Source organism: Chryseobacterium sp. P1-3 (assembly GCF_000738495.1).
Classification (GTDB): Bacteria; Bacteroidota; Bacteroidia; order Flavobacteriales; family Weeksellaceae; genus Chryseobacterium; species Chryseobacterium gallinarum.
Genome location: NZ_JPEQ01000004.1, coordinates 672,458 through 693,574, shown reverse-complemented (window position 1 = coordinate 693,574; position 21,117 = coordinate 672,458). Strand labels below are relative to the sequence as shown.

Sequence of the window (21,117 nt, the reverse complement as noted above, 5' to 3'; positions counted from 1 at the left end):
AGGCTATCAATTCCCCATATTGCAGATCTGCCACTGCTCAGCACCCCTAAAAAAAAGAAGCAGACAAATAGCTGCTTTTTCAAAAAAAATATTTGATGTTCATAGTTTAACTTTAGTATGTATTACTAAATATTAGTAGCTAAATCAAGATGTTAAAGCACATTAGCTTTGACTTTATTTTTACATTTATTACTATTGAAAAGGCGGCTATTACAGAAAATATGTAATAGCCATCTTTTTTGAAAACATTAAATCATTTTCATAAACCTGAGATAAGCTTCAATCACATTTTTATTAAAAACCGCAGGCCTGATATCTGTGTCTTTTAAAAAGTATTCTGTATTGCTGCTTTTAAAATAATAGGTATTTTCATATGCCTCAACGAGGGACTTGCCTTCATGTACATCATCGGTAAACAAATAAAGCAAAGAGTAGATTGGCAGCTCTTGATTTCTCCTCCATTGCTCAAACCAATTCTGGAAATCCAAACCTCGCATTTCCAATCCACAATAATCACTTATCCGGACGCAGAAATCAGTAAGAGATAAATCATGCTCCGGCAGCGGGTTCAGATTGAAATTTAATCCTACAGCTTCTGGTTTCCGGCTGATATGCACCATCGCTTTACAAACATAATCAACTGTTACTACTTCGTCTTTCAGCCCCATTACCAATGGAAATGCTTTCAGTTCAATACATGAACGCATCAGAGAACTCCACCATTGATTTAAAGGTGTTGCACCAGTTTTTCCATGACATACAACAAAACCTAAACGGAAATTGATCAGAGGCAGCCCTTTTTCACGCGCTTTTGAGGCCATACTTTCCATTACCCATTTACTTCGGATATACCCCATATCGCGGCAAACTGCAGGCAGATTCTGCTCTATAGGTTCATCTTCTGTCATCCAGGTTTTCCCTGTAAAGCTCCTTCCCCAGCTATACACACCCATTGAAGAAGAAATGATCAAAAATTTAGTTTTTTCGTTAACAGCAAGATGAAGTATATTAGCCATACCATCAACATTAGGCTTTTTAATATATTCATATGGTTTTACGTAACTTACATCGCTTGCCATATGATAAATAACCTCAATGTCTTTGAGAAGTTTTTCATATGTACTTTCATCAAGGCCCAATTTAGGCTCGGTCAGATCTCCTAAAATAATCTTTATTCTATTTTCGTATTCAATCTTCCAAACCAATTTGAATTTTAAGAATGTACTTTTAATCCGTTCTAAAGCTAACTCTTCATTTTCAGCACGCACAAGACAATAGATCAGGGCTTCAGGGTTTTTTGGAATAAGCTCTTCCAATAAGTGTGAACCAACAAAACCTGTAACTCCTGTAAGAAAAATATGAGAAGGGTTAGCTAAAATCTGTGGATCAGGCTGTACCGTTATTTCAAAATCGAAGGGTAGCTCTGCATCTTTTAATAGCTGCTGCTCTACAAGTCGGGCTTTTTGCTGCTGGCTGGCTTCATTTTGAGACAATCTGTTTTCTGCCTCTCTTACAAAAAGACTGATTGTAGGATAACGATATAATTCTGGAAGCGAAACTTTTTTCTGAACGTTTAAAGGCAAACGCTCATGCAGCTGAGCTAACATTAAAGAATGTCCTCCAAGATCAAAAAAGTTATCATTTTCATCTATATGCTCAAGATTCAGCAAATCCAACCATATTTCAGTCAATTCTTGTTTAAGATCCCGTGCCTCAACTTTTGCTTTTGCTTTTCTTTCCGTCTTCTGTAATGGGATATGCAGCTTGCTTTTGTCAATTTTTCCTGTCAATGTCAAAGGAAGCTTATCATATAAGATAATTTTTTCAGGAAGCATATACGTAGGTAAACTTTGTTTTAACCTCACACGGATATCTTCCAGTGAAATCCGTTCTTTGTCATTATCATACAATTCTAAAAATGCTATAAGTATGGGTAATCCCGTCTGTGGACGATGAACTTTTACAGCTACATTGGCAACTTGCGCCAGCTGTGATATATGATGCTCAATTTCTTTTAATTCAATTCTAAATCCTCTTAGTTTCACCTGATCGTCAAGCCTTCCGACAAACTCTATATTACCGTCCTGCCTCCAAAATCCGCGGTCTCCGGATTTGTAAAGCCGATAATCAGATCCATATTTTGATTTCATCCATTCCGGAGCTTCAATAAAGACTTCTGCCGTCTCATTAGGTTTATTTATATACCCTTTAGCCACTTGCTTACCACCAATATAAATTTCACCTGTGATCCCACTATTTACATACTCAAGATCTTTATTAAGTATATGTATATCTGCGCTTTCCAACGGCTTGCCAATTATATGGGGATTTGTATCATCATCTTTAAACTGATGGCTCACAACACTTACTGTTGTTTCTGTTGGTCCATATACATTAATAAGACGTACACGATTACACCAGTTTTTTTACGGTCTGTTCAGAAGGAACTTCTCCGGCTATTGATAATGTATGAAGGCAGCCAATAGGAGTATCTGTCGGAAGAGTACTCAATACAGCCGGAGGAAGATAAGGTACAACATCAATATTATGATCAACAATAAAATCCAATAATGGTTTTCCTACTATTTTGTTATCCGGATATAAAAATATAGTGGCTCCGCTAAATAAAGGAATCCAGATATCGATGATTGAAACATCAAATCCGGTTGAACTAAACTGAAGTGTTCTGTCTTTCGCTGAGAATCCCCACAGCTTTGTAAACGAATGCACAAAAGTATAAAATGCTTCATGATGGATTTCAACACCTTTTGGCACTCCGGTGCTGCCTGAAGTATAGATAATATATGCCGTCTGCATAGGATCTATCTCATCAGGTTGTATGATCTGCTTATTGTCCTCCGAAGTCTCATACACATGGTTGCCCATAGTGAGGAGCTTAAGATCCATTCCGGCAAACTTATCGATATAAGTACTACCTGTGATAATCAGCTCTGTATGAGAATCATCAAGCATCATTTTCATTCTGTTTTCGGGCAGCTGTCCATCAAGAGGAATATATGCTGCACCTATTTTAAGTACGGCCAAAAAGGATATAATCCGGTCTACAGATTGTGGCATGCATACAGCTACAGAAGTTCCTGCCTTCAGTTCCAGAGTATGCAAGTAAGAGGCTAAAAGGTCAGAGCGTCTGTCCAACTCACCGTAAGAAATACTTTCGGTCTCAGATATTATAGCCGTTTTGTCAGGAATAGATTTGCTTATAGCTTTAAAAATTGAAATTACATTTTTAAGCTGATTGTTCTGAATGAGAAAATCAGTAGTAAGATTTTCTTGATTGATTTGATGTTTCATTTTTTAAGTTTTTGGTTACTAAAAATATTTTTGGATATTTTATCAATGGGAGTTTAGACATACTATCATCTTTCGTCCTAAATTAGGACGGTAGAAGAATCGTAAAGTGGATTGTTAAGAGACAGTATCACTTATCTATAATTAATATACAGCAAATATATTGTAAGTACGATTTAAATGATATGCTTTAAATCATACTATATTATATTTTTATATTTTCTTAATCATAAATTTAATTTATTGCAAAATAGAAAACACTCTAACAACAAAACTGATACACTTATTTTAATCTTTATAATCTAAATAAGTTAATTAATCTTATCCGATATTAGAGTACTAATTGAGCTACTTCCATAATTGCCGGTAAATTAAAATAGAGCAACATGGCCGAACTCACTTTATGATATAAATAGATAAAAATTAGAATTTCATAGTATATAAATTATTTCTTCGAAAGGTTACTCTGTCCAATAGGAATCATAGATAGTATTTAATAGAATATTTTACTGTTAATCAATTTCAATATATGATCGCTTTCCATTTTCTTAATAGTTCTAATCACAGTTTCAATTCGTAAACCTGTTATGGATGCCATCTGTTTTCTCGTTAAATAAAGCTCAAATGAGTATTTTTCTTTGTTATTACTGTAGCTTTTAAAGTAATCAAGAATACCCAAAAGCCTCACCTCCGGTCTCAATGATAAATTATGCTGCATCATAACAAATTTTTGATACAATCTTTCAGATATGAATTTGTTGATGTCAAGAGAAACATTGGGATGGTCATTAAGTAATTTAAAAAAGTTTACTTTAGTGATGGTAATGATTTCACAAGAAGTTAATGTTATTGCATTTACAGGATATTTTTCGGTTATGAAAAGAAGTAATTCACAAACACTCTGTCCTGAAAACAAAATACTTTGAATAATCTCTTTCCCGTCTTCGTCATAGTGATTTAATTTAACTCTTCCTTTTACTATTTGATAATAACGTTTCGGAATCTCCCCCTCTTGGAATATTGTTTCATGGGGTTTAAATTGTGTTGTTTCTGCACCGTATAATTGCAAAAGATTTTGATCAATAATCATAATATTGAGTTTTTGAATTAAAGTTTTTAACAAGATGTGGCACAATTCTTTTCTAAAGATAACATAAAACCAGTAAACAAAAGTCTTTTGTGATGAAAAAGAAGGCTCTGCAATTCATCTTGGCAGATTGTTCCGAACTTTCAATGATTTTTATTTATCTGTAGAATAAAGCGAATCCGGAATAAAACATTGAGACATTTTATGAATGATAGCAAGTAAGGAATTGAAGATCTATTTACCGTTACAGAAAGTCAATATTTTTAATCACTTTCTCAAAAATAAAATAAATAAAATAAATGGCACCAACTGTCTTTAGTTGACGCCATTTGGCAAATTTGTGATCTTGACGAGAGCTATACAGGCACCTTTGTCTATGATTATTCTTTTAAGCCAAATTAAGCAAGAATTATAAAATTCATTTTCACTAAGTACTTTTCTTTAAAATGAAACCTTTTACAATTTAATTTTAAGAATTTAAACCACATAAACTTGATATGGTGTGCAAATTATTTTTCCATAGTTATTTATTAGTTAAACCTTTAAATATACATCAGCTATGATATACCGTGTCATATTGTAAATAAATGATTACAAAATGGAAGCTTAGTAATGACTGACGTCAGCAGTCCTATAATGAATCCTAATGAAATATATTTTACAAGATTATAAGCTTTTTCCTATAATGCTGTAACACTAAACAATGCTTTAAATTCAGCAAAGTTTGCGTAGTTAAAACTGGTAGGATATGAAATTCCACTACTTGCGCTGGCGGCAGCATTCGTTCCGGTAAGGTAAACTACAGCATTAAGGGTATCTCCTGCATTTAAGGAAACCATTCCGGTAACAACCACAGAATAACGTAATGCTGGTTGCTGAGGTGTTGCCCATCTTATTGTAGCATTATCCATAATAATAGTTCCCCCAGAAGGATTTCCACCTGCGTTCTTTCTTATTTCAAGGTTTACAGGATAGAAAAAGCCTGTGAGATTTCTGGCTGGGGTAGAATTGGGCATGATGTAAGCAGAAATTAAATAAATACCTGACTGTGCAACTGTGTATGTTCCGTTACTCAGATTAAAGCGGCCATTTGGGTCGGTGACTGTGGTATCAAATTTTTGGAAAAACCTCTGGTTTACACTTCCGCCATCAACTCCACCATTTGTGATGTTAGTAGAGCCTAATGCTTCATTCGTTAGGGATATGGAGGCTAAGGTTGCAGAGGCCGGGTTCATTGCTCCCCATTGGGTTACCCCAGAAGCATTGGTTGTAAGGACATATCCGTTAGCCGGTGCATTTGAAGGAAGAATCAGAGTCCTATTCGCAGGAAGATTAGCAGGCGATTGTATTGATATGGAATTAGCTCCGTTTGCCGCATCTTCATAAAACTTTAATGACGAAGCTGTACCGGACGGATTAGTGTTAAGTGAAATGTTACCTGCAACATCTAATTTTTCAGTAGGATTATTAGTTCCAATCCCAACTCTGTCATTAGATGCATCAATGCTTAAAGTATTGTTGTCAAAATTAATAGCATCAATTCCGGTTCCTGTGATCGCAAGTTTATTCACACCGGTTAGACCTGATATATTGGTTGGTTCCGTAAGGCTTCCTCCCAATTTCAAATTATCACCAGACATCGTTACACCATTGGTTGCTGTATACGGTACTGATATTTTCTGCCAGAGTGTACCGTCAAAATAATAGTAACCTACAGTATTGACATTGCTTCTAGGTGGGTTGGTATCTCCTCCCGATACATCACTGATATAAATCATAGCCCCCGTCTGATCTGCATTATAAACGGCTGTATTATCCGTTAGCTCTGCCCTGGTAACGCGAGGCGGTATTAAGCCATATACCTGCGTATTGTCTGCAATTCCTGATGCATTTCTTTTGCGCTCACATCCAATGTAGATTTTGGTGATGCCGTATTTATTCCTACTTGGGAAAAAGCCATTGACGAAAAGAATAAAGCTGTGGTTAATAAAAAATTCTTCATAATTAAATGTTTTAGTTAAAAAATATAAAATGTGTTTATTAGTGTTGGTTTATCGGTTAAAATAGGTATAATCCATAAGTGTTATGAATTATACCTTTATTCACCAAGTGTGTAATAGAACCATTGGGAACTGCTACTATTAAAATAAATTGAGGGGCTGATGCAGTAAGTTCGGGTATAATTTAATGATGTTCCGGTCATCTGTCCTGTTGCATATTCCGTATTCTACCTTACCTCTTTTAAACATAAGAGCATAAAGACAAGTATTACCCGGCAACGGAATTATTTTTCTCATGATAAAACAAACTTTCATGTAGCTAATTTTCATTTGTCAATTTGGTTTAAAATATTCCTAGTTGAATTGATTTTAAAGGAAATTGAATCACAAACATACTTATGTTGCAAAAAAAATATGCGCACTGCATTTATACTTCATTTTATTTCATGTTGATTTTCAGATATATAAAATTGAATAACGTGTAAATGCAGTGCAGTAAAGAGGCAGTTAACAGACTATTAGTCCAAATTTATTGACTGAAGCCCATATCAGAAGATAGCTTTAATTCATACAAAGCCGAATAGTTAATTTTGCTCCGGCCGAAGCTCAGTCAGAGAAGGATGATGAGTGCCGTGACAAGTTGTAGACGTAGAAAATAAAAGATATCCATCAATCTATAGCCCACGAATTGTATTTCATTCAGATTTAATTAAAGAACTTCTGTAGCAAAGATATTTCTATGATAACTTTTGCAAAGCTCAATGCATTCCAATTCGGAAGCAACGCTAAAATTTTCTCTTCTATATATGAAAAATGCCCCCAAAAAGTTAGATACTTTTTGGGGGCATTCCAAAATGGAGTTCCGGGATTTAATTTCTTCTATTAAATTTATTTGATCTCTACAGGTACTGAGATTTTATCCCAATCCATTGTGAATCCATTACTGTTTATTTTATAAACTAAAGTTTCCTGTGTTGCCGGTAAGGCTTTTGTTTTTACATCAACGCGTAAAGCATCTTTAGCTTGATCATACTTATAAGCGCCCCATTGTTTGGATTCTTTATTAAAAATTGCAGTCCAGGTTCCGCTTTCTTTGGGGATTAGGAAAAAGCTATATTTACCTTTAGGCAGCTTTTTACCCTGAACGGTAATATCCTTATCCGTTTCGAAAGTAGTTGCTTCATTGGCACCCGCACGCCAGACTTTATCGTAAGCTTCTAAACCACCCCAGATGGTACGTCCTTTAACGGAAGGACTGCTATAGTTTATTGTAATGGTTGCATCTTTAATTTTTCCTGTAGCAGTAGCCGGAGGGCTGGCAGGTTTTTTAGTGTCCTGTGCAAAGGCATTCAAGGAGATTGTCATTGTCGCAACAAGGACAGCAGCAGATTTAATGATGGTTTTCATATTATTTTTATTTGTTTGTTTTTGCGATTGTTTGTTTACGAATTTACTACTTTCGGCTTATAAAACAACAACCCTATTGCAGAAAATATAATGACTGCTGCTGCCCCAATTACATTAAGCCAAAGAAAAGAAACGATATTGAACTGATAAACGGCAATAACCGCAATTTCTGATAGTATTGCAGCAATAAATACATTGGAACCGGTGATTTTTTTATAGTAAAATGCGACCAGAAAAATCCCCAATATCGGGCCGTAGAAAAGAGAACCTAATATATTAACCGCTTCAATAAGGGACCCCATTTGCGTGGCAAACATAGCTACACCGATTGAGAAAATCCCCCAGGCTAAAGTATGCAGACGGCTATACTTCAATTCGGTGGCATCATCAGGAATTTCTTTTCTGAATATCAAATGAACATCTTTTAATGAGCAGGCGGCAAGGGAATTCAGCGCTGCCGAAATGGAACCCCAGCTAGCCAGAAAGATGACGGCAAACAGCAAACCGATCATCCCTGCAGGCAATGTATTTTTTACGAAATACAGGAAAATGTAATTCGTATCCGTCTTTTCCGCATTATAGTCTGAATTATTGATCGCTTCCTCTACCCTGCCGTGAAGTGCTTTTACCTGGCTTTGTGTGTTTTTAAAATCCTGAATTGCTTTTCGGAGTTGGGGAGAATGGGTTTCTTTCAACTTTAGAATTTCCTTCGATTCTTCATTAAATTGTATTTGTAAATCCTGATGTTCTTTTTCAAAAACCGCAGCCTGTTCAGGTTTTGTTTCTTTTAAATATTGATAAGAGCGTTCGTTAAAATAAATCGGGGCCGGTTTCAGAGAAAAGAATGCGAAAAGCAAACCACCAATCAGGAGAATAGCAAACTGCATCGGAATTTTAACCAATCCGTTCAGCAGCAAGCCCATTTTTGCATTGGTATTATCCTTTGCAGTAATATACCTTCCTACCTGGCTCTGGTCCGTACCAAAGTAAGAAAGTGCCAGAAAAAAACCGCCAATCAGCCCGCTCCAGATATTGTATTTATCTTTCCAATCGAATTCTGTGGTGATGACATTGAGCTTTCCGGATTTTCCTGCCAGATACAGCGCATCATTAAAACCAATTCCATCCGGCATATTCTGAATAAGCAGATATCCTGCAAATGCCATTGTTCCCAGGATAATGAGAAACTGTAGCTTCTGGGTATGAGCAATCGCTTTTGCACCGCCAATATAGGTATAAATCAACAGGATCCCACCTGTTAAAACATTGGTTACATAAATATTCCAGTTTAAAACGCTTGACAAGATGATACTCGGAGCGTAAATACTGATACCCGTTGACAAGCCTCTGGAAAAAAGGAAAAGTAGAGAAGTGAGCACCCTTGTTTTCTTATCAAAACGGTTCTCCAAATATTCGTAGGCGGTATAAACATTCAAGCGTTGAAAAATCGGGATGAAAGTGATACAGATCACAATCATTGCCAAAGGCAAACCAAAGTAATACTGAACGAAACGCATGCCGTCTGTGTACGCCTGGCCCGGCGCTGAAAGAAAGGTAATGGCACTTGCCTGGGTAGCCATAATACCTAAAAGGACAATGTACCAGGGCATTTTATTATCTGCTTTCAGGTAGGATTTGTTGTTTTTCTGGCCACGACCGGTGAATACACCGTAAACCACCACTACAACAAGTGTAAAAATAAGAACTGTCCAATCTATATTACTCATGCCCAGAATTTAGTAAACCAATAATAAAATGCGATCTGCAATACTAATGCAACAGCTAATAGTACGTACCAGATATTCCAATTTTTAAGTTGCTTGTTCATCAGTTTTTCTGTGCAGATAAAAAGTTAAAAAATAAACGTGCCGCCCCCACATTTCCCGCAGGCAGCTGTCTGAAAAAGGCCAATGGGGTGTAAATAAAATTACCCTTCCCGTATCGGGCATATAAAGTGGATCCCTGCAGTGGCTCTTCGTCTGTATCGTGCATTTCAAAAAGCGGTTCATACGCTGCATCCCATTGAGAAGGGAAATAGGCACCCCGTTCCTGTACCCAGCCTTTAAAGTCATCCGCAGTAATTTTATTCGGAAAGTTCAGTAATTTATGATTGGGATTTAAAAACCTAACCGCGGCATTTTCTTCGGTAACCCTCTTATTGGCAATACTGAAACTGTACATTCCCAATTGATTAACGGTTGTATCCTGGTTGGTGTTATACTGCATCACCAGATTGCCCCCGGCTTTCACATAAGACCATAAAAAAGGTATCCAGCGACCCAGCTTTTTCTCTGTGTTGTTGGCTCGAACACCAAGTACGATAGCATCATATTGTGACAGCTTGTTTTGACTCCCATTTCCAGCAGATTCATCTATGTTTCCATAAAAATCTTCGTCTTTCAGGACATCTACCTGAATACCTGCAATGCGCAGAAAATCAGGAATGAAATCACCCGCACCTTCTATGTAACCTACTTTTTTAACTTTTGCCTGGATATCACCCTTCATTACCGTTACCGTGGCAGGCGCAAAATATTGTAAGGAGGGTAAATGCGGGTACTGAATTAATACCTGTTTTTTATTATACGTGACTCCATCTGCAACAAAACTGGCATCCAATGGCAGGCGGGATGAGTGTATTGTGGCAAGCTTATCTTTTGGAATAATGTAATCAATGGTAGTATCTTTCCCATTGAGAGAACTTACATCAGTGCCGCCTAACCGTTCTCCGTTATACATTAGGTTGAGAACTCCTTTAGTAAACTGTTTGTTAGAATTAACCTTAACATTTAAACTTAAATGTAAATCTTCATTATCTTTGACCAAATAAAGAGGTTGTGTAAATTTCAGTTCCAATGCAGGAACAATGCGCAGGGCTTCGACCACATCACCACGCACCGGATCTAATTTTTTGAAAGATAAAGGAAGTTTAACCTGAAATTTTTCCGAACCGATTTTTAGATCAAGTAAAATATTAAGCGGCGATTCTGCCTCAGGCAAACCGATTAAAGTATCATCCGGAACAGAGAAAGTTGCTGCATTCGTAGCTGGTTTGGACAACCAGTAAGGTTCGGTAAGTGCTGCATCTGCAGGAATCTGAATATCATGCTCAATGGTAATTAAAGAATCTTTTGATAGTTTTCTGTTGAAGCTTTCTGATTGACTGAGCCATTTTACATTTTCTAAAACAACAGGATTTACAGCTCTTGCAATCAGATTTAACCTGAAAAGGTAATGATCGCCGGCAACCGCCTCAGGTTGACTGGTAACCACCTCGCCCATAAAGCCGGCACAGCTTAAAATGATACGGTCAAGTGATTTAATTTTATCCTTTCTTAGGGCTGAATCCTGGATTACCATAACCTTTTTTCGCAAAGCAAGTAAAGCAGGCAAGCTAAGCTCCGGATTATTGAAATTGAAAGCGGAAATAATTTTATCCAATGATTGATCAATATCAGCATTTCCTTGTGAAGTCCAGGTTTTAATGATTCCGTCAAAAAGTGTTGCTTTTGCAGGCTCGCCGGCAACGTGGGCAAAGTATTCAGTTCTGATACCGGCTACAGACTGTGTTCCCGCACCCTGGCTTTTATGTAAACTTCTGCTTAATCCTGCCAATTCGCCATACCCCATTCCCAATTGCGCATCATATTGTCCAACGGTAACTTTCAGTTGATTTTCAGCGGTCGTATTGACTCCACCAAAGCGGAAAGTATTCCATAGTACACGTTTCGGTTGCCATACATTAACATATTTCAGTTGATCCGGAAAAGCGGTTTTATCGCCTGCCAGCCTAAAAGCTTTTTCTGCTACCACAGCCGAAGCTGCATGTTGTCCATGACCTGCCGCAGCCGTAGGAGGAAAACGGCAAATGATAACATCAGGACGGAATTGACGGATAACCCAGACAACGTCCGCTGTAATGCTATTTTCATCCCATTGTTTAAAGGTATCAGTCGTATTTTTAGAGAACCCGAAATCAATCGCACGGGTAAAAAACTGCTGGGCACCATCTAACTTTCTTGCCTCTAAAAGCTCATGCGTTCTGATTAACCCCAATGCTGCACCTTGCTCTGTGCCTAGTAAATTCTGCCCACCATCTCCTCTGGTTAAAGACAAGTAGCCTGTTTCTACATTCTGATCGTTGATTAACCAGGAGAGCAATCCTGTATTCTCATCATCGGGATGAGCTGCAAGGTATAAAACTTTAGGCAGCTGTTTAAGGGTTTTGAGTTCGCGGTAAATTTCAGATGATTTGGAAGGCCGGACCTGCTGGGCCGAACAGAAAACCGTATAAAAGCCAAGAATAAATACAGTGCTTACTTTTTTAAACATTTAAATTTGCTTTGCGGCAAATATAAGTAAATCGTTTTTCTTTCCACCTTAAAAGAATTGGACTGTGAATTTTACAAAAAACTTTTTAAACTTTTTTATTAAACCAAAATGGCACAAAGCTTTTTAAACACTTAAGTTATTTAAGTTATATACTTTGCGCATAATAAGTACACTAAAGTTTTTTTGAAAATCAAAGATTTTCAGCTTATGTGAACTTATTGCTGCGGTCTTACCTTAAACTTTCTACTTTCTAAAGTGTACTAAAAGTGTAACATTAAAAAAATTTTGAGTAATATCCCGCCAAGTTCTCTTGCCCCAAAGGGGTTTACAATTAGAGTTTATCAATAAATTTATTATTTCTACTTATAATCATTTATATCTGACTATAATATATTCGGTTATATCTTTAATATATTAGAATAAATAATGAGTACAAATATCTATACATTGAACAAAAATCATCTTATCTTAGAGAAAAATAGAATTTATATAAATTAGTTTCAAACAATATAAAAAATTTGAAATTCAGCATATTACAAAACGATTCAAAATCTCCACATTTTAATTATGTATTACTAATTAATTAATTTTTTTCAACAATAAAGGAATTATTTTTATTTTTTCATAAAAAAAGTTATATTTGATTTACCCAAATAACATCTTAATATGAAAACAAAATTTACACTATTCAGTGCTGTTCTTATTACTGGATTCTCATGTGCCCAAGTAGGTTTTAATACAACTTTACCAAAAACAACGATGGATGTATCTGCTAAAAGAGATACTTCAGGGCTGATTACGGATAACACACAAACATTCGGATTACAGGCTCCGAGGCTTACAAGAGCTGAGCTTACAGCCAATACGGCTACTTATGGCAGCGATCAAAGAGGAGCATTAATTTATATTACGGACGTTACTGGCGGAGATGCTACAGGACAACGTATCAATGTTACTGCTATGGGCTATTATTATTTTGACGGAGCAGTATGGCAAAGACTTACACAAGCAACAAATGCCATTTCTCCGGCGATTACCGCATTACAATGTACTACAGCTTACTTAAATCCTTCTACGTATACTCCCGGTACTCCTTTCAACGGAAACCTGAGAGTGACCTACAGCCAGGGAAACGGAGGCTCGTATAATTCAGGCGCTCCTTTTACAGTGAACGGATTAACCTTCCAACTAAGACCCGGAACACTGGAGTTTGGTGATGGAGAATTGGTATTTTCAGTAACCGGAACTCCCACCACCGGTAATGATATGGCCCTTCCCCTGACTAGTGCTGCAGTTCCTTTCTTAACAGCAGGACAAAACTGTACTGCTACAGTGGGAAATACCAGCCGTGCAGACATCTCACCTGTCGCTGTGATGGGATATCCTACCCTAACAACCGATTCCAACGGGAAGCAAGCTTATACTTTACCCCTTACTACTCCGGATGGTAAGTATTCGATCAGGGTAATATTTGACACCACAAGTGGTACAACCGCTGCAGTTCCTAATGTGCAATTGTATAATAATACAGGTTCTACCGTTAATCTGTATTGGAATTATAATACGGAATATGGTGGTTATATCGGTTCAGCTGTAACAACAAACAATATTACTTCAGGAGTATGGGGCGGTATGGCAGATTCATCAGCTACCTGGTATCCTCAGGGCACAGGGGCAATAGGAAACGCTTACTGGGGGAATATAGGGATTATAGACGGATCCGGTGGTGGACCTGAGCATAGAAGATATACCTGGATAGACAGTAATCCTTCTTCAAAAACCGCTTATACCGCAACCATTATGGTAGGAGCACCCACTTCAGGCAGCGCCCAGCCCAACCTTTCTAAAATATTCATAAAGATAGAGCAAGTAAGAGCACAATAATATAATACCCCTAAAAAAAGGGGCATTTTTTTATCATCTACGAAGTTGACAATACATTTATGGATGTGAAATCATCAATGATATTCGCATCACTTACTCTCCGGAGTTACTGAATTTAGAGCAAGTTGAACAATATGCGCAAATTCAAGACAATTTGCGCATATTTGTTTTTACAAGATTAAATGTATCCATTATGTAAAAATGTAAAGATCCACCAATCACTTAACGTCTTTATTTATCTGGAAAGCATGCATCATCGTAATTCCGATTAAAACCTGTACATTATACTTTTTTACATCAATAAGATATAACTCCATTTTTTTGCTTAAAACGCTATTTCTTGCCATAGGAAAACTTTAATGACAGAAAGTCTTTTTAATTTTCTACTTAATATGTAATGATATTGATCTTTTAAAAAAAAAACAGTTTTAAAAATTGAATATGAAAAAGCTCATTCTACAAGAATTTATATCCGCAGATGGTTTCTGTGCTGACAGAGAGAAAACAACAGGCTTTTTTGATGGGACCTATAATAACATAGGCAATGAAATAACTCCGCATCAGGAAAAACTAATGGAAAGTATTGACCTTATTCTTCTTGGGAAAGAAACCTATAAAATGTTTACCAACTACTGGCCGGATGCCGGTGGGGAAGATAGCAAGATTGCAGAAGCAATGAACCGGTTACCAAAAATTGTTTTTTCCGGTTCATTACAGGAAGTACAATGGGGAAATCATGGAAATATTTCGTTAGTTACAGAAGATGCGATAACCTATATCACATCATTAAAACAGAAAGAAGAAAAAAACATGATCATGTGGGGTAGTATTTCTTTGGCACAATCCTTACTAAAAGCAAATCTCATCGATGAAATACAACTGGTGGTAGTTCCTGTAGCTATTGGTAAAGGGTATTCTCTCTTCCCTGAAGATTTTAAACTTTTCCATTTGGCACTTTCTGACCACAAGATATTTTCAAATGGTGTGGCTTTGCTTACGTATAAGCCGCAAGAGGTTCTTAGGCCAATATGATAGTCGGTTATCAATTTTCTTAAAATGAACAAGAAGATGAAATCTAGGACCAGTTTCTGACAATAATAGCTGTTTGATATTGAAACTATATAAAGGCACATTCAGAATGATGTGTTTCCCACTGAAGCATATAACTATGGAAAATATCCGTTTCAGGATATAACCTTGTATATCTGCAAAATACAAATATCAGAAATTCACTTTCCTGTTTTCCATTAATAATCTATTCAATGCTGACTATTATCCCGTTCATGCCGAAGTAAGAGGCGTAAACAACGAAGGCCGTTATTTTCAAAGGGGTCAGGACTATGGCAAATCAGGAAATACAATTCAATTTTTAAAACCCATTAGAATATCAATTATTTGCAAATCAACAAGATTTCTGTATCGGAAACAAGCCAGATAATGGCCTCTACCTTGAGAAACGGAACAGCAGCTCACAACAATAAAATTAAAACCGAGGTCTGTCCAGGAAATAAATTATCTTTGTTACAGACAAAAATTTTCTCAATCATGAAATTGGAATTTTCCCCGCTCTCCGAAGTCTCCCGACTTCGGAGCAAGTTTAAAGGAAATAATCTTATTGACTACTCAACAAGCGAAAATCAAAACAAAAAAATTCCAGCTTTCGTTGGGATTTTTAAGCAAAACAACCTACAATTCTCTATTATTAAAGAAATTTTCCACGAAAAAATGCCGGATATTTTCGTATTCGGCATTTTATAATATTCAAATGGTATAATAAGTAAGATTGATTTCTACTGCTCCACAATGGTTAATGAATTGTATACTCCGCTGCCTGAAACATCAAACTGACTTACCGTCCCATCAAATGCTACCGTAATCCAGGTGAATGGTCTTAATTTATCTCCTTTATTCAGATAAACGCTTACAGTACAGGCTGAGCCTACAGGTACAGCGTTAGGGCTTGCCCCGGTATCAGATGCATATCCGTTGTTGGTTTTTATCCTTTGGGTAATTACTCCTGCTGGATTTCTTACTTCCCATATGGCTTCCGTCTGGTTATTTCCCCCGGTATTTACCTGGCTTGATTGTAATGCAAAAGTAAAAGTGGCAAAATACACCCCGGTTCTGGGAGCAATAAACTCCCCTGTAGATGGATTGAAATTATCGGTAGGGACACCAGAATCGGAATCCAGTTTTTCAGTCCAGTTGGTTAAATATGAGGACCTTCTTTGTACAATTCCGGATTTGGTTCCTATTTCTGAGGGAGTTCCACTTTCAAACACATAAGTATCCTGGGTTACCTTATTTGCCATAACAACAATGCGGGGTTTACCTTTTGGGAAAAAACTTACCCAATTTGTACCATCAGAAAACTCCAGATATCCTTTTACCCCAATGGCAGGACTTGCTACATAACGTAAAGCACCGGCACCAGCCTGTACCGCTGTTTTATCTGTGTTCCCTATTGCAACCGCCCCATTGTTTCCGCTTCGTAAATCTATTGCAACTTTCGGATTGGCAACCAGTACTCCTATCTTACCTGATTTATCAATTATCACTTTGCCGGCATCCGTTTTTACTTCAACAGGATTTGTCGGGTTATCTACTCCTATCCCAATTTGGGCACTAGCCTGGACCCAGAAAAGCAGAGGAACAAAAACAATTGTCAGGCTCTTTATTTTATTATATTGTATCATGATTGTGTTTTTTATAATTCACTAATGCTGAGATTATTTAATTTCCCGTCATTCAGGGTATTTCTCGCAGAACCTATATTGTGCCTGACACTAAACTTAATGGTATTTCCTGCTTTAAGATTAAAGATCGCATTGCAGTTACCACTTATAAAATTACTGACTGCCCCAGCCTGGAATGCAGGATAAGAATTGACTGTTTTAAAAGTCTGAATATTCTCGGTATTGCGATTGCTTTCTATTGCGGTCTCTATAAAAGTATTTTTTGGAATAGTACCATTCGCTAAAGTGATATTGAAAGATACCAGATAAAAACCATCACGAGGAGCCGTAAATATACCGGTTAAAGAATTAAAATCTCCATTGGGTGTTGTTCCCAGGTCTACAGTTTCGGTCCAGTCTGATATATAAACTGTAGAACCGCTACCGATACTCTGAACAGTACTCTTACTGGCATTTACAAGGGCTTTGGTAGGTGCTGTAAGAGGTAAAGCAATCCATTGTTCACCATCAGAATATTCTAAAAAGCCATTTACATTATAGCGTATTGCGCCGCCACCAGCCTCAGCAGGCGTTTGTGTACCGGTTCCTAAACCAATAAGCCCTTTATTATCCGGTGAACGGAGATCTACTTTGGTTACAGGGTTTAAAATCCCTACGCCAAGGTTCCCGTTTGAATCTACCACTACATCATTAGACAATTTTAAAGCATCAGGGGTGGATCCATTATCCTTTGCAGCATCAATCTGCAATGATTTCACAGGCTTATCGGTAAAAAAGCCTACCTGGGCTGATATCTTAACCGAAGAAAAAAATAGAATACAGGTCATTACCTGATATGCAAAACGAATTTTCAATTTCATAATCATCTATTTTTTAATGTTCTATAATGGTTAAGTTGTTAAATCCATCATCAGGATTTGTAGGGTCTGCAGGGTTAGTAGTCACTCTGAGTTCCACAGAACCACTTGATACAAGATTATGCCAAAGCCTGGTTGCTACTTTTGTCCCTGCAAGTAAAGTAAGAGTTACGGTACTTGATCCTCCGGCCTGGGTAGATCGGGTAGAATTGGCATCATCGGCAGTACCGGTCATAGATTGTCCGAAAGTTTTGTAAACAGATGCCAGTACTGTGTTGGTTGTAGTATTGTAAAATTGTGATTCTACTCTGGATCCGTCATTAATTACGGCTCCATTAAAGTTAAATGTTAATAGAAAGGTATAGGTACCATCACGGGGAGCGGTAAAAATACCTGAAGAAGCATCAAAGCTATTACTCATGTCCCGCACCACATTCCAATTGTTGATATTGGTAGCTGAATTTGGTATTATGGATTGAGTCGATATTTTACGGGCTACTACTACTGCTTTTTGAGGAGCTATATAAGCTTTATGCCAAACCATTCCATCCGAAACTTCAATTTTGGGCCCTACAGGGATATTGGCAACATCATACCTCACTGCTCCTGCACCGGCATCTACAGCACTCATTGTAGTAGTGCTGAGACCTAAGGCATTTTCGGTTCCTGCAGATCTCATATCCATTTTTACCTGAGGATTAAACACTCCCACACCAACAAAGCCTGTTGTTTTGTTAATAATAACATCATTGGCTGCCTGTGCTGCTGTTGGAGTTCCCGTAACGGCATTGTCTTTAGCACCATCTACATGTAAAGCCCCTTGAGGATTTTTTAATCCAATCCCTACTTGAGAGAATAATGGATTAACACAAGAATAAAACACTCCGCAGGAGAATATCAGAAAACGTATTTTTTCTTTCATTTGTTTGTTTTTTAGGTTTGAATTATGGTAAGTAAGGCCTTAATACTAAATCAGCAATATGATACAGTCTCAATCGGGAATAATTTCCCAAATAAAACCGGTATTCGTGGATTATAATATTTTCGGTGAACTTAAAATGCTTGGCAAGCTATTATAAAAAATAGTTTTTCGATGCATTTTAAGCTTCATATATCAATTTTGTTTTTTCATATTAAATAAGGTCAAAATTATCATATATACCTCATATATAAGACCTTAACCTTATAGATATAATTCGAAAACAAATTAGATGTAACTCTACAGACCCATAATGGATGTTATTCAATAAATTGCTCCCGCAAGCAGACTTTTTATCTATAAAACAGACTTTTCTGCAAGCCTTGAGAAATATCAGAGTATATATTCCTCTAAACTTTCGTATTTTTATGAATTAAATGCATTTTCTGACAGCTCAATGCAGCAAAAACCAACACTATTATTCATGAAAAAATTAAATCCAGGTTATTTCGAATTCTTCTTTTTCAGGTATGGATTCATTGTTATCTTTATTCAAATAGTTTCAATATCACTTTATTTTTTTACCGAACAAAAAGAGCCTTTTTATTTGGCCTGTACAGGTATTATATGTTTGCTGTTTCTGGTTTTTGTATGTTCATCAGATTATTGGATACTGAGAAAAAACCTTTCTCTTGCCAATGTTTTTCTAACCGGTAATGGTCTCATCATTAATGAACTCCTCTATCCTGCTGAACAGATAAAAGAAGTAGCCTTTATACCCGTAAGACATGCTTTGAACAAATTTCCAGCGTATTTCATTGAAATTACAACCCATGATGGGGCTGTTTTTTATTTTCTTGAAAAAAGTATGGGCTGGGACTTTGAATCACCTACCCTAAAATTATTGAATAAGCATCCTTTATTTTCTTCAAAAACAAAAGAAAAAAAGTGAGTCTTCAGAAGGTTTTTCAGCGTTTAAAAAACAAAAGCAATCATCCCAAAAGCTAACCGAAAAATAAATATATACTAAAAACTCTCATTATGAAGTTAGAATTATTTCAAATAGATACTTTTACAGAAAATATTTTCCAGGGAAATTCAGCCTGTGTTGTTCCATTGAAGACCTGGTTACCAGACGAGGTTCTCTTAAAAATAGCCCGTGAAAATGCTGTGGCAGAAACAGCTTTTTTTATTGATACCGGCAATAGCGTTCACCTGAGATGGTTTACCCCGGAAATAGAAATGGACCTATGCGGACATGCTACCCTTGCCACGGCTCATTGCCTGGCTTCCATCTTACATTATCAAAACAGCAGAATCGTTTTTGAGACCAAAAGCGGTGAACTAACCGTTGAGGTTAAAGATGGATTTTATTACATGGATTTCCCATCGAGAATGCCTGAAGCATCAGCTCTTCCGGATATCATATCCAGATCCCTCAATATACAACCTAAGGAAGTTTTCAAATCAAGGGATTACGTCCTGGTATATGAGTCTGAAGAAGACATTAAAAAAATCAGGCTTGAAAGATCTATTTTTGATCTTATCAATCTGGACCCGGGTGGTGTTGTGGTAACAGCAACAGGCACTGACAGTGATTTTGTTTCAAGGTATTTTACGCCGCAGTCCTCAATTCTTGAAGATCCTGTCACCGGCTCCGCACACTGCTCACTTATTCCGTTCTGGTCATCAAGATTAGGGAAAAATAAACTTTTTGCCCGCCAGCTATCAGAAAGAGGTGGCGAACTCTATTGTGAAAACAAAAACGAGAGAGTGATTGTGGCAGGGAAAGCCAGGACTTATTCTATGGGACACCTATGGATAGAATAAGCTTTTTTTAAGTTAAAATAAAGAAACAACAAACCAATGATATAGCTGTATTGGCTACCTCGCTGCCACATGAATCCTTCATGTGGTTTTTGTATTATAAAATCAGACACTATAAAAACAACTGTATGAAAAGTGATTGAATAAGACCACAATACAATTGTTCGACAGCGGGAGGTTATTTTTAACAATATCTTTCAAAAGAAAATACTAAATTTTCCGTTTAATTATTAAATTTGGCTAATGCGAAAGAATCTTTATCTCATCATTATATTATTTTCTCTTACCAGTTGCTATACCTACCAGGTAAAAAAACAGGTGGATACAACAACCGGCAATCAGCAAGAATCTAAAAATGGTTCAGCTCCTGTTAATAGTGTATCTGCGCCAATGAAAAGTACAACAGCTGAATCCCAGAACCTGAACGCACAGCAAATGCCTGTTCCTGTCAACATCCAGGAGAAGCTGACCCCTAATAAAAACGTTAAAATTAACGTTGAAGGCAGGAGCTATAAAATAATAGTTGACAAGTGGGAAAGCGACAGCCTGGTGGCACACCCGGTTCATAATCCTAAAAAAATTCTGAAATTCCATAAAAACCAGATCAATGGAGAGAAAATTGCAGAAAAACGATTTTCACAACCCATAGCAGATATTATTACGGTTACTGCTTATGCCGGAATTGCTGCTTCAATCTGGTTTCTTCTCCGTTAGTTTATAAAGCTGCCTTCTCAAAACTGCCGCCCTTCAAGAGTCATAATATCAAATAAGGCAAATAATCCTAAATTTGTCTCGAATA

17 protein-coding genes are annotated in these 21,117 nt (G+C 36.9%); 6 read left to right on the top strand and 11 right to left on the bottom strand.

Annotation, left to right across the window (positions count from 1 at the left end):
• Window positions 1–248 precede the first annotated feature (248 nt).
• The 8 genes from HX13_RS05935 to HX13_RS05905 all read right to left on the bottom strand — a co-directional run bounded on the left by HX13_RS05935 (window position 249) and on the right by HX13_RS05905 (window position 12,135).
• On the bottom strand, window positions 249–2,360 hold the full coding sequence (locus HX13_RS05935; protein WP_050020310.1) for a thioester reductase domain-containing protein: 2,112 nt from the start codon (window positions 2,358–2,360) through the stop codon (window positions 249–251).
• Window positions 2,361–2,412: 52 nt separating this feature from the next.
• Window positions 2,413–3,312 carry an AMP-binding protein gene (locus HX13_RS25385; protein ID WP_050020309.1) on the bottom strand — a complete coding sequence of 300 codons (900 nt, stop codon included), beginning with the start codon at window positions 3,310–3,312 and terminating at the stop codon, window positions 2,413–2,415.
• Between the two features lie 490 nt (window positions 3,313–3,802).
• On the bottom strand, window positions 3,803–4,399 hold the full coding sequence (locus HX13_RS05925) for a Crp/Fnr family transcriptional regulator (RefSeq protein ID WP_050020308.1): 597 nt from the start codon (window positions 4,397–4,399) through the stop codon (window positions 3,803–3,805).
• 677 nt (window positions 4,400–5,076) lie between these two features.
• Window positions 5,077–6,174: a hypothetical protein gene (locus tag HX13_RS05920; protein WP_050020307.1), complete on the bottom strand. Its 1,098-nt coding sequence runs from the start codon at window positions 6,172–6,174 to the stop codon at window positions 5,077–5,079.
• A 71-nt stretch (window positions 6,175–6,245) separates the two neighbouring features.
• On the bottom strand, window positions 6,246–6,398 hold the full coding sequence (locus HX13_RS22430; RefSeq protein WP_157837413.1) for a hypothetical protein: 153 nt from the start codon (window positions 6,396–6,398) through the stop codon (window positions 6,246–6,248).
• A gap of 886 nt (window positions 6,399–7,284) precedes the next feature.
• Window positions 7,285–7,803, bottom strand: a complete 519-nt coding sequence (locus HX13_RS05915) for a DUF2911 domain-containing protein (protein WP_050020306.1) — start codon at window positions 7,801–7,803, stop codon at window positions 7,285–7,287.
• A gap of 35 nt (window positions 7,804–7,838) precedes the next feature.
• Window positions 7,839–9,530 (bottom strand): sodium:solute symporter, encoded by a 1,692-nt coding sequence (locus tag HX13_RS05910; protein ID WP_050020305.1) that lies wholly within the window; start codon window positions 9,528–9,530, stop codon window positions 7,839–7,841.
• Window positions 9,531–9,630: 100 nt separating this feature from the next.
• The gene (locus HX13_RS05905; protein ID WP_050020304.1) at window positions 9,631–12,135 is read right to left on the bottom strand and encodes a PIG-L family deacetylase; all 2,505 of its coding nucleotides are present in this window, start codon (window positions 12,133–12,135) and stop codon (window positions 9,631–9,633) included.
• Between the two features lie 666 nt (window positions 12,136–12,801).
• Here HX13_RS05905 and HX13_RS05900 point away from each other — a divergent pair.
• The 3 genes from HX13_RS05900 to HX13_RS21905 all read left to right on the top strand — a co-directional run bounded on the left by HX13_RS05900 (window position 12,802) and on the right by HX13_RS21905 (window position 15,777).
• The gene (locus tag HX13_RS05900; RefSeq protein ID WP_050020303.1) at window positions 12,802–14,019 is read left to right on the top strand and encodes a hypothetical protein; all 1,218 of its coding nucleotides are present in this window, start codon (window positions 12,802–12,804) and stop codon (window positions 14,017–14,019) included.
• Window positions 14,020–14,460: 441 nt separating this feature from the next.
• Window positions 14,461–15,051 (top strand): dihydrofolate reductase family protein, encoded by a 591-nt coding sequence (locus HX13_RS05895; RefSeq protein ID WP_050020302.1) that lies wholly within the window; start codon window positions 14,461–14,463, stop codon window positions 15,049–15,051.
• Between the two features lie 513 nt (window positions 15,052–15,564).
• Window positions 15,565–15,777 (top strand): hypothetical protein, encoded by a 213-nt coding sequence (locus HX13_RS21905; RefSeq protein ID WP_128572211.1) that lies wholly within the window; start codon window positions 15,565–15,567, stop codon window positions 15,775–15,777.
• Between the two features lie 32 nt (window positions 15,778–15,809).
• Here the strand turns inward: HX13_RS21905 and HX13_RS05885 are convergent, their stop codons facing one another.
• The 3 genes from HX13_RS05885 to HX13_RS05875 are packed head-to-tail and all read right to left on the bottom strand — an operon-like array spanning window position 15,810 to window position 18,494.
• Window positions 15,810–16,715, bottom strand: a complete 906-nt coding sequence (locus tag HX13_RS05885; protein WP_238555065.1) for a hypothetical protein — start codon at window positions 16,713–16,715, stop codon at window positions 15,810–15,812.
• Window positions 16,716–16,726: 11 nt separating this feature from the next.
• Entirely contained in the window at window positions 16,727–17,575 is an 849-nt protein-coding gene (locus HX13_RS05880; RefSeq protein ID WP_050020474.1) for a hypothetical protein, read from the bottom strand.
• Between the two features lie 13 nt (window positions 17,576–17,588).
• Window positions 17,589–18,494 carry a hypothetical protein gene (locus HX13_RS05875; RefSeq protein ID WP_050020299.1) on the bottom strand — a complete coding sequence of 302 codons (906 nt, stop codon included), beginning with the start codon at window positions 18,492–18,494 and terminating at the stop codon, window positions 17,589–17,591.
• A 481-nt stretch (window positions 18,495–18,975) separates the two neighbouring features.
• On the opposite strand from HX13_RS05875, the gene HX13_RS05870 reads away from it, so the two are divergent.
• The 3 genes from HX13_RS05870 to HX13_RS05860 all read left to right on the top strand — a co-directional run bounded on the left by HX13_RS05870 (window position 18,976) and on the right by HX13_RS05860 (window position 21,032).
• Window positions 18,976–19,443, top strand: a complete 468-nt coding sequence (locus HX13_RS05870) for a hypothetical protein (protein WP_128572209.1) — start codon at window positions 18,976–18,978, stop codon at window positions 19,441–19,443.
• An 89-nt stretch (window positions 19,444–19,532) separates the two neighbouring features.
• Window positions 19,533–20,321: a PhzF family phenazine biosynthesis protein gene (locus HX13_RS05865; RefSeq protein ID WP_050020297.1), complete on the top strand. Its 789-nt coding sequence runs from the start codon at window positions 19,533–19,535 to the stop codon at window positions 20,319–20,321.
• A gap of 240 nt (window positions 20,322–20,561) precedes the next feature.
• Window positions 20,562–21,032: a hypothetical protein gene (locus HX13_RS05860; protein ID WP_050020296.1), complete on the top strand. Its 471-nt coding sequence runs from the start codon at window positions 20,562–20,564 to the stop codon at window positions 21,030–21,032.
• Window positions 21,033–21,117: the final 85 nt, after the last annotated feature.

What these genes read in the sequence shown, in the direction of transcription:
- HX13_RS25385 (WP_050020309.1), bottom strand. Translation starts at nt 3,312, where the DNA reads ATGAAACATCAAATCAATCAAGAAAATCTTACTACTGATTTTCTCATT.
- HX13_RS05925 (WP_050020308.1), bottom strand. Translation starts at nt 4,399, where the DNA reads ATGATTATTGATCAAAATCTTTTGCAATTATACGGTGCAGAAACAACA.
- HX13_RS05920 (WP_050020307.1), bottom strand. Translation starts at nt 6,174, where the DNA reads ATGATTTATATCAGTGATGTATCGGGAGGAGATACCAACCCACCTAGA.
- HX13_RS22430 (WP_157837413.1), bottom strand. Translation starts at nt 6,398, where the DNA reads ATGAAGAATTTTTTATTAACCACAGCTTTATTCTTTTCGTCAATGGCT.
- HX13_RS05915 (WP_050020306.1), bottom strand. Translation starts at nt 7,803, where the DNA reads ATGAAAACCATCATTAAATCTGCTGCTGTCCTTGTTGCGACAATGACA.
- HX13_RS05910 (WP_050020305.1), bottom strand. Translation starts at nt 9,530, where the DNA reads ATGAGTAATATAGATTGGACAGTTCTTATTTTTACACTTGTTGTAGTG.
- HX13_RS05905 (WP_050020304.1), bottom strand. Translation starts at nt 12,135, where the DNA reads ATGTTTAAAAAAGTAAGCACTGTATTTATTCTTGGCTTTTATACGGTT.
- HX13_RS05900 (WP_050020303.1), top strand. Translation starts at nt 12,802, where the DNA reads ATGAAAACAAAATTTACACTATTCAGTGCTGTTCTTATTACTGGATTC.
- HX13_RS05895 (WP_050020302.1), top strand. Translation starts at nt 14,461, where the DNA reads ATGAAAAAGCTCATTCTACAAGAATTTATATCCGCAGATGGTTTCTGT.
- HX13_RS21905 (WP_128572211.1), top strand. Translation starts at nt 15,565, where the DNA reads ATGAAATTGGAATTTTCCCCGCTCTCCGAAGTCTCCCGACTTCGGAGC.
- HX13_RS05885 (WP_238555065.1), bottom strand. Translation starts at nt 16,715, where the DNA reads ATGATACAATATAATAAAATAAAGAGCCTGACAATTGTTTTTGTTCCT.
- HX13_RS05880 (WP_050020474.1), bottom strand. Translation starts at nt 17,575, where the DNA reads ATGAAATTGAAAATTCGTTTTGCATATCAGGTAATGACCTGTATTCTA.
- HX13_RS05875 (WP_050020299.1), bottom strand. Translation starts at nt 18,494, where the DNA reads ATGAAAGAAAAAATACGTTTTCTGATATTCTCCTGCGGAGTGTTTTAT.
- HX13_RS05870 (WP_128572209.1), top strand. Translation starts at nt 18,976, where the DNA reads ATGAAAAAATTAAATCCAGGTTATTTCGAATTCTTCTTTTTCAGGTAT.
- HX13_RS05865 (WP_050020297.1), top strand. Translation starts at nt 19,533, where the DNA reads ATGAAGTTAGAATTATTTCAAATAGATACTTTTACAGAAAATATTTTC.
- HX13_RS05860 (WP_050020296.1), top strand. Translation starts at nt 20,562, where the DNA reads ATGCGAAAGAATCTTTATCTCATCATTATATTATTTTCTCTTACCAGT.